4 protein-coding genes and 2 pseudogenes are annotated in these 8,088 nt (G+C 39.2%); 5 read left to right on the top strand and 1 reads right to left on the bottom strand.

Annotation, left to right across the window (positions count from 1 at the left end; genetic code table 11):
* Positions 1-249: hypothetical protein (locus ASJ81_RS06645; RefSeq protein ID WP_212556038.1), on the bottom strand; the 249-nt coding region annotated here is incomplete at its 3' end.
* A 1,034-nt stretch (positions 250-1,283) separates the two neighbouring features.
* Here ASJ81_RS06645 and ASJ81_RS06640 point away from each other — a divergent pair.
* The 5 genes and pseudogenes from ASJ81_RS06640 to ASJ81_RS06620 all read left to right on the top strand — a co-directional run.
* Entirely contained in the window at positions 1,284-3,578 is a 2,295-nt protein-coding gene (locus tag ASJ81_RS06640; protein ID WP_095643798.1) for a CDC48 family AAA ATPase, read from the top strand.
* 324 nt (positions 3,579-3,902) lie between these two features.
* Positions 3,903-5,135 (top strand): annotated as a pseudogene (locus ASJ81_RS23595) (cation:proton antiporter domain-containing protein).
* Between the two features lie 252 nt (positions 5,136-5,387).
* Positions 5,388-6,452, top strand: coding sequence for a hypothetical protein (locus ASJ81_RS06630; protein WP_245859878.1), 1,065 nt, complete (start codon positions 5,388-5,390; stop codon positions 6,450-6,452).
* Entirely contained in the window at positions 6,453-7,394 is a 942-nt protein-coding gene (locus tag ASJ81_RS06625) for a mechanosensitive ion channel family protein (RefSeq protein ID WP_095643797.1), read from the top strand.
* A gap of 379 nt (positions 7,395-7,773) precedes the next feature.
* A pseudogene (locus ASJ81_RS06620) lies at positions 7,774-8,058 on the top strand (DUF6444 domain-containing protein); the annotation flags it as partial.
* Positions 8,059-8,088: the final 30 nt, after the last annotated feature.

The raw sequence follows: 8,088 nt of genomic DNA, 5'->3' as shown, positions 1-8,088 counted from the left end.
GTTACCGGGGAAGTTTCCATCCCCGCAGCAAGCTAGCGGGGTATTCGACTGAAATAAAGATTTCAGAATCATCCGGTTCTGGGTTAAAGTCCCTGTCTTATCCGCGCATAGCACGGTTGAAGCCCCAAACGTCTCAATTGCAGGCATCCGACGTACGAGGACATCTCTTTTGGACAGGCGCCAGGCTCCCATACTAAGGAATATCAGTAAAACTACCGAGAACTCTTCGGGAAGAAGGGCCATGCTCAAACTTAGTCCTGCAAGCAAGCTGTGAAGCAAATCTCCTCTGATCAAGCCGTAAACTATAACTATTGTCCGTTTTTTCCTATTAAATTTCTTGTGCGAATATTAAAAGTTCTTGATTCCCTTTTTGCGAGCTGGTTTAATCTCGTAGAAGTAACAGCTTCTTACTATGATCAGTTTTTAATAATATAAACCGGAACAGAAGAACTCTGGCCTCTTTTCAGTCTTGTAATATGCATGTCAATTGTGTTTCAAGAGATAACTGCAACCTATTTCACAGAACTTTACGGAAGATATTCAAAAGCAGTTAAATGACAATGATTAAGAAAACTGCTTAAGTAAGAAGTATAAGTGGTATTTCTGTTTGAGATAAGTTCACTAATAAAAAACAAAAGGTTACTATGGCGAAAAAAAAATCATCTGCTGGCAAACATTTTAAGTGAATTCTTTTTTATATAACTATTAATATAGTACAAAGTGGAGGGTGGGAAACAGGCTAGAAGGTAGCACTACCTGATTTTAGGGAGGTGAGCTTATCAAAAAGGTCCACGCGAGGTTAAAGAGTTAACTGTAGTAATAGCAGTTACCTTGCGAATAAAAAAGACCTTATCAGGTTTACTGATGGAAATCAAGCAGAAAGCGACTTTCAGAATTTTCTTAGATAGATTTAAAAAAGTACAATATAAAAAGTACAATATAAAAAGTACAATATAAAAAGTACAATATAAAAAGTACATTCTAAAACATAGAACACAAAAACCGGTTCCTTCGTTGATAAGGCCGTGAATGCTTAAATGAGTTTTTATTAAAAATAAGAAGTTTAAAATTCTGGGCCACAAGGTAATATTTATGATTTTACTGAATGAAAGGTAAGAACCAAATGGCTCTCATCTTGAAACGACAATTACTATGCTATCTTAAAAATTACTATGCTGTCTTAAAAGTTGCTATAATTCCTGAAAATTACCGCATTACTTAAAAATTATTACATTGTCTTTTTCAACAAGTATCAATTTTTGATATGAAAATGGGGGTATTGTTTGACCGACAACGAAAAAATAACTGCAAAACTAAAAGTCGCAGAAGCTGATCAAAGAGATGTCGGAAAAGGAATTGTCCGGGTGGACGACAGTTTCCGGGAAAAGCTGGGCCTTAAGCCCTTTGACGTTATTGAAATAAAAGGAGGAAAATCAACTTCAGCCCTAATAGGGCGTCCGTATCCCAGCGACTCGGGCCTTGATATTATCCGCATGGATGGGCTTATCCGTATTAATGCAAAAACTAGCATAGGGGAGTACGTGGACATTCGCAAAACTGACTGGAAAGAAGCAAAGAGTGTAACTCTTGCGCCTGTAGCTAAGGGCATGCAGATTTATGCTCCAAGTGAAACTCTTAAAGCCGTATTCATGAACCGTACGGTTTCGAAGGGTGATTTTATTTCCACCACAAGCTTGAGACGGTCCCGAGAGAGGGAGACTTTTGGGAAAGGAATTATGTTCGAGGATTTCTTTCAGGACTTTTTTGGTCCAGGTATGGGACAGTCATTTGGGCTGGGAGAAATAAAGTTACAGGTGATCTCCACTTCCCCGTCTGGGATAGTAAAGATTACAGATATGACAGAGGTTGAGCTCCTACCCGAAGCTGCAGAAATAACACCTGAACAGAATGTTCCCACAGTCATGTATGAGGATCTGGGTGGGGTTAAAGACGCTATCACCAAAATAAGAGAAATGATAGAATTACCTTTGAAGCACCCTGAACTTTTTGATAGACTGGGAATCGATGCTCCAAAAGGAGTACTGCTTTACGGACCGCCTGGAACAGGTAAGACAATGCTTGCAAAAGCAGTTGCAAATGAGTCCGACGCCTACTTTATCTCAGTCAATGGTCCGGAAATTATGTCCAAGTACTACGGTGAGTCCGAAAAAGGGATCAGAGATGTCTTTGAAGAAGCAGAGAAAAACGCTCCTGCAATCATTTTCCTTGATGAAATCGACTCCATTGCACCTAAGAGGGCTGAGGTAACCGGAGAAGTCGAAAGGAGAGTTGTAGCTCAACTCCTCTCTCTGATGGACGGGCTTAAGGCTCGCAAGAACGTGATTGTGATAGGGTCAACCAACCGTCCTGAAGCAATTGATATGGCACTTCGCCGCCCTGGTAGATTTGATAGAGAGATTGAGTTAAGGGTTCCAGACACTGAAGGAAGGCTCGAGATCTTCCAGATCCACACAAGAGGTATGCCACTTGCCGAAAACGTAAATCTCATGGACTTCGCTCAGATAACTTATGGGTTCGTGGGAGCTGACATTACTGCACTTTGCCGGGAAGCTGCAATGAGTTCCTTGAGACGGATTCTTCCGAAAATTAACCTCAATGAACCTGAAATTCCAAGTGAGATCCTTGATACACTTCGGGTCACAAGGGAAGACTTCGAAAATGCCTTGAAAGATGTCCAGCCGTCTGCTATAAGAGAAATCCTTATCGAAATTCCTAATGTGAGCTGGGAAGATGTAGGCGGCCTGGAGGGAGTAAAACAACTTTTGAAGGAGGCCGTGGAGTGGCCCCTTAAAAGTCCGGAGTCGTACAGGGATATAGGAGTTGAGGCTCCCAAAGGAGTACTTTTATATGGTCCTCCGGGTACGGGAAAGACTCTCCTTGCAAAAGCCATTGCCCATGAGTCCGAAGCGAACTTTATTACCGCAAAAGGAAGCGATCTGCTTTCCAAGTGGTACGGAGAATCGGAAAAAAGGATTGCCGAGGTTTTTTCACGGGCAAGGCAGGTTGCTCCTTCAATTATTTTCCTGGACGAGCTTGATTCTCTTGCGCCTATTCGAGGGGCTTCCGTTGGTGAGCCACAGGTTACAGCCAGAATTCTGAATCAGCTGCTTTCCGAAATGGACGGGCTTGAGGAACTCAGAGCTGTAGTTGTAATAGGTGCAACAAATCGTCCTGATATCATAGATCCTGCTCTTCTAAGGCCCGGACGTTTTGACGAGTTAATTCTTGTTCCGGTTCCGGATGCGGGAGCTCGGAAGGAAATTTTTAAGGTCCAGACCTCTAAAATGTCGCTTGCAGAGGATGTAGATATTGAAAAACTGGTTCCCATGACCGATCAATATACAGGTGCTGACATTGCAGCTGTGTGTAAAAAAGCAGGAAGAGACGCACTTCGGGAAGACCTTCATGCTAAAGAGGTGAAGCAGAAACATTTCCTTCAAGCGATTGCTGAAACGGGGCCTTCGGTTACTCCTGATACCATGAAATATTACCAGGCTGTAAAGAGTGGCCTGAGAAAAAGGCAGTCGAAAGAAATAGAAACTCCATTTTATACCTGAGTGAGAAACAGAAAGTTTGATCTTCTTTTTCCCTTTTTCTGCTTTCCTTTATTTTCTCAATTTTTAAAATTTAGTCAAAAATAATAAATCAAAATGATAAGAGATGACTGTTCGCTTCATTGATCAAAAGGCATGGTATCTTAATCTCCCTTACTTTTAAGTAGTGAAACTGGTTCTGAAAAGTCCATTTTGTATTAATATAAATAGATAGCATTTAATTTTGACCTTTTTGAACTTTACATCATACCTTATTATAAAATCTAAAACAGGTTAACTTAAATTGACAGTAGCTTATCAGATATCAGTCTAAAGGGGTCAGAATGAATGGAAATTATAAATATTGCCCTTGTAATCATAGGTGGACTGGTCTTTTTTCTAGGAGTAATTTCTCGACGTATCAGAGAATGGAACTTCTCAGAGCCCTTTGCAGCTCTAATAGTTGGCGTTTTGCTGAGTTCGGCAGGTTTTGATTTTCTGGATTTGAAGCTTTTTAACCCTCGGATTTTAGAAGAAGCTGCCAGGCTGTCCTTAGCTGTCGGTGTAATGGGGGTAGCATTAAGAGTTCCTTCCAGCTACATTATCAAAAACTGGCGATCCATAGCAGCTATGCTTGGAATTATAATGCCTTTTATGTGGATAATGAATAGTCTGCTTGTATACTGGCTTCTTGACTTCAACTTTCTTACAGCCTTATTGCTTGGCGCAATTATGACTCCGACAGATCCGATACTTGCAGTATCCATTGTAAGCGGACAATTAGCAAAAGATAAACTACCTGAAAGACTAAGAGATTTAATCTCAGTGGAATCCGGCTCTAATGATGGTTTGGCTTATCCTTTCGTACTGCTTCCTATTCTATGGATGGCTCACAGACCGGAGGAAGCCCTGAACCACTGGGTGATAAATACCCTTTTCTGGTAAGTGGGAGTTGCCGTAATTTTGGGAGCTCTAATAGGCTATACAGCAGGCCACATACTAAGAAAAGCACAGAGTAAAAAAACTATTGATGAATCTTCTTACGTTGCTTACACTCTTTCCCTTACGTTCCTTACCTTAGGAGGTATAAAACTCATTGGAAGCGATGGAATACTTGCCGTTTTTGTTGCAGGTGCGTTCTTCAGCGCGACATCAACCGAAAAAGAGAGACGAGATGAGAAACGTGTAGTTGAAGGTTCGGACCGTTTTTTCACGATTCCTATATTTACACTTCTTGGCCTTGTTTTACCATGGCAGGAGTGGGGAAAACTCGGATTGGAAGGTTTAATGCTAGCTTTATTAATATTAATCCTGCACCGAACGCCCATTCTTTTTTCTATTAAACCTCTTGTACCTAATCTAAAAAACAGCCTTGATGTTCTCTTTACAGGCTGGTTTGGGCCTATTGGAGTAGCAGCTCTTTATTATGTCAGACTTTCAATGAGACAAACCGGAATAGAAGAACTGTGGCCGGTTGTTAGCCTGGTAATATGCATGTCAGTCGTGCTTCACGGAATAACTGCAACTTACTTTACAAAACTTTATGGAAAATATAATCAAGATAAATCAGGAAATGGGTAATCTGAATTTAAGAAGCAGTTTCAGGACTTCTACTACCTTCCAAAATTTATACTGATTCATTTTTGACTATTTATAAAACTCAATCTGATTTATTGATTTCAGAATAATGTATAGAGAGCTTGTCAGAACTAGTAGTCTTGATTATGAGATGCCTGTTAAGTATAAATATTGAAATATTAAACAGGGATACACGATTAAGTATAATATATGAAATATTAAGTAGGGAGATACGAGATTTAAATAGGGGATGCGGTGGAGGATAACAGTAATAAGACCGATGAGATGGTTTTTGGCGAGATTATCGGAATGCGCGATGAGATAGGAAAAATCCAGGAAGCGATTGCCGATTTTGAAGTTGGAAAAAAACTTAATGTGGCTATTATAGCCGGGCTCTTTGGTGGAAAAACTACTCTAATTAAGGAAATTGAAAAGCTAAACTTAAGCAGAGCAACAAAAATCACTTTCTCTGAGGTTGTCCGGGATAAAAAGGAAATTTCCTTATCTGGTGATACAAAAAGAGTAGTACTTTTTGATAACTGTCATTTCCTATATGTGAGAAAACCAGGTGGTTTTGACATATTTTATGAATTTCTGGACATGATTAGCTCTCAGAACAGGATATTCATCACTACCTGGAATATTTACTCCTGGAAATACCTGAAAGAAGTTTTTGAGCTTGAGAAATACTTTCCAGTGCAGATTGTAGTTCCTGCTTTCAGTGAAGAGCACCTTAAACAGCTTATATTCAATAGATATGAAGAAGGAGAAATTATATTTAACAATGGTGGAGAGTCCGATGAGGAGCCTGTAGCATATATAACTGAATATCCTATTGAACTGTCAGCTATAGGTAAAAAAATTTCAATTCCGATCTTGAAGATAAATATTCATTACCTTAAGAAATATCTTCTGAGTGAAAAAAAAGAAAAAAAAGAAGGAAAAGAAAAAACTGCTGAGCACAGGGTGTTTGAAAGGATTCACCTGGAATCAAAAGGTAACCCTGGCGTTGCACTAAGGATCTGGAAACTTGCACTTGATTATCCTCACATAAAGCCGGAAGATGTAGGTAACTTTTCGTACGATATAGAACTTGAACAAGAAGAGGCTTTTGTTCTAAATCTCATTCTCTCATATCAGGGTCTGAAAAAAAGTGATATCGTTGACATAATAGGCTCTATGTTAAAAACGGATGAAGTCCTCTTTCAACTTCTAAATCAGGAACTAGTTTTTGAAGATGAAAATGACTCCTTCCGAGTAAGGCCCGAAGCCCTGCATAGTGTTATTACATATCTGGAAAAGCTAAGGCTGGTATGGTAAATGGTAGATGGAAACTCCGTAAATACAACCAGGGAGCAACTTCTTGAGACTATCAGATCTATAGAAACCCAAACCCTGGTAAATATAATTCTGGCTTTCTTTGTTGCATACATATTTGCTAGAATTATTACTGCCTTACTATCAAAACTTTCAGAAAAAATGAGTCGTAGTGGCAGGATAAAAGTAAAAATGGTTATTCCTGCAGTAAAGTTTGGAATTTATATTGTCGCTTTTTATTACTTCCTGACAGAATTATTAAATATATTCGGACCGGAGCTGTTTCTCCTGACAGGACTTATTGGTGCAGCCGTCGGCTTTGGGTTAAAAGATCTTTTTGCGGACTTTGTCGGCGGAGTTATAATTACATTTGAAAAACCTTACCAGGTAGGAGACAAAATTTCCATTGGAAACTACTATGGTGAGGTTACTGATATAGGTTTAAGGGCAACAAAACTGGTTACACCTGACGATAATACGGTTACGGCTCCAAACAGCCTGATTTTTAATGAAGCCATTGCCAGTGGGAACTATGGCGCTTCGGAAATGATGATTGTAATAGATCTCTATATTGCATCAGAATCAGATGTGAAAGCTGCAATGAAGATTTTAAGAGAGACGGTTGTGACTTCAAAATATGTCTATATCTCCAGAACGAGCCCTGTTATTTTGCTGCATAAGTCCCTTCCATTTTACACCAGGCTGAGGGCCAAAGCTTACGTCAACGACCTTAGAGATGAATTTGAGTTCGAATCGGATGTACATACAAGAGCCTGGACCGAGTTTGGAAAAAACGGCATCAGAGCCCCACAACTCCATATCCTGAATATCCCCCAAATTGGAGAAGAGTCTGAGTTAAGAACCACAAGACGAAAAAATGACAGGTCAAACGTAATACATGGCAAATATTCCGATTTTAATGCAGGTTCCCAGAAAAATTCTTGATTCTAAAGGTATCCTAAGCTATACTTAACTCTACATTCGAAATTAAAAGTTTTCAGAAAAATCATAATGGCATATTATTAAAAATTGGTTACTATTCAGGTAGCCTTTTTAGGACTCTGGTCCAAAATCCAGTGATTTTTGCATTTTTCGATTGAAACACTGAATTTGCGGGAAGAATTCTTTCTTCTATAAACTCACTATTCGATATCTAAAGACTTCAATCAAGAGGATGTATTCAAAGGATTGTGTCCATTTTCAAAATCTAGTGATTTTTAATTCTACGTTCATCACTGGATTTTGGTACTGAGTCCTTTTTAGGGCTACACAATTTTTCCTCTTTTCGAGGAAAAATTGGATTTACAATGAGTCATTTCTATCTTTGATGAAACGTGAAGAGATTCTTGCTCTGTGTACTTCAAATCCTGAAGTTATTGCAACTTACATTGAGAGTCTTGAATCTCAAATAAAACAGCTTAGTGAAAAATTGCAAGTTTTAGAATCTCGCTTAAATCAAAATAGCAGAAACAGCAGTAAACCTCCTTCTACTGATTTTTTTGTCAAAGGAAAACCTAATCCCAAGAGTCTCCGTAAAAAGAGCGAAAAGAACCCTGGAGGTCAAGAAGGTCATCCAGGAACAACTCTTAAAATGGTTGATAATCCTGATTAGGTAATAGAGCATTCTTTGAACTGCTGC

The sequence above is a fragment of the Methanosarcina spelaei genome (assembly GCF_002287235.1).
GTDB lineage: Archaea > Halobacteriota > Methanosarcinia > Methanosarcinales > Methanosarcinaceae > Methanosarcina > Methanosarcina spelaei.
This window is presented reverse-complemented; position numbering and strand designations above follow the sequence as displayed.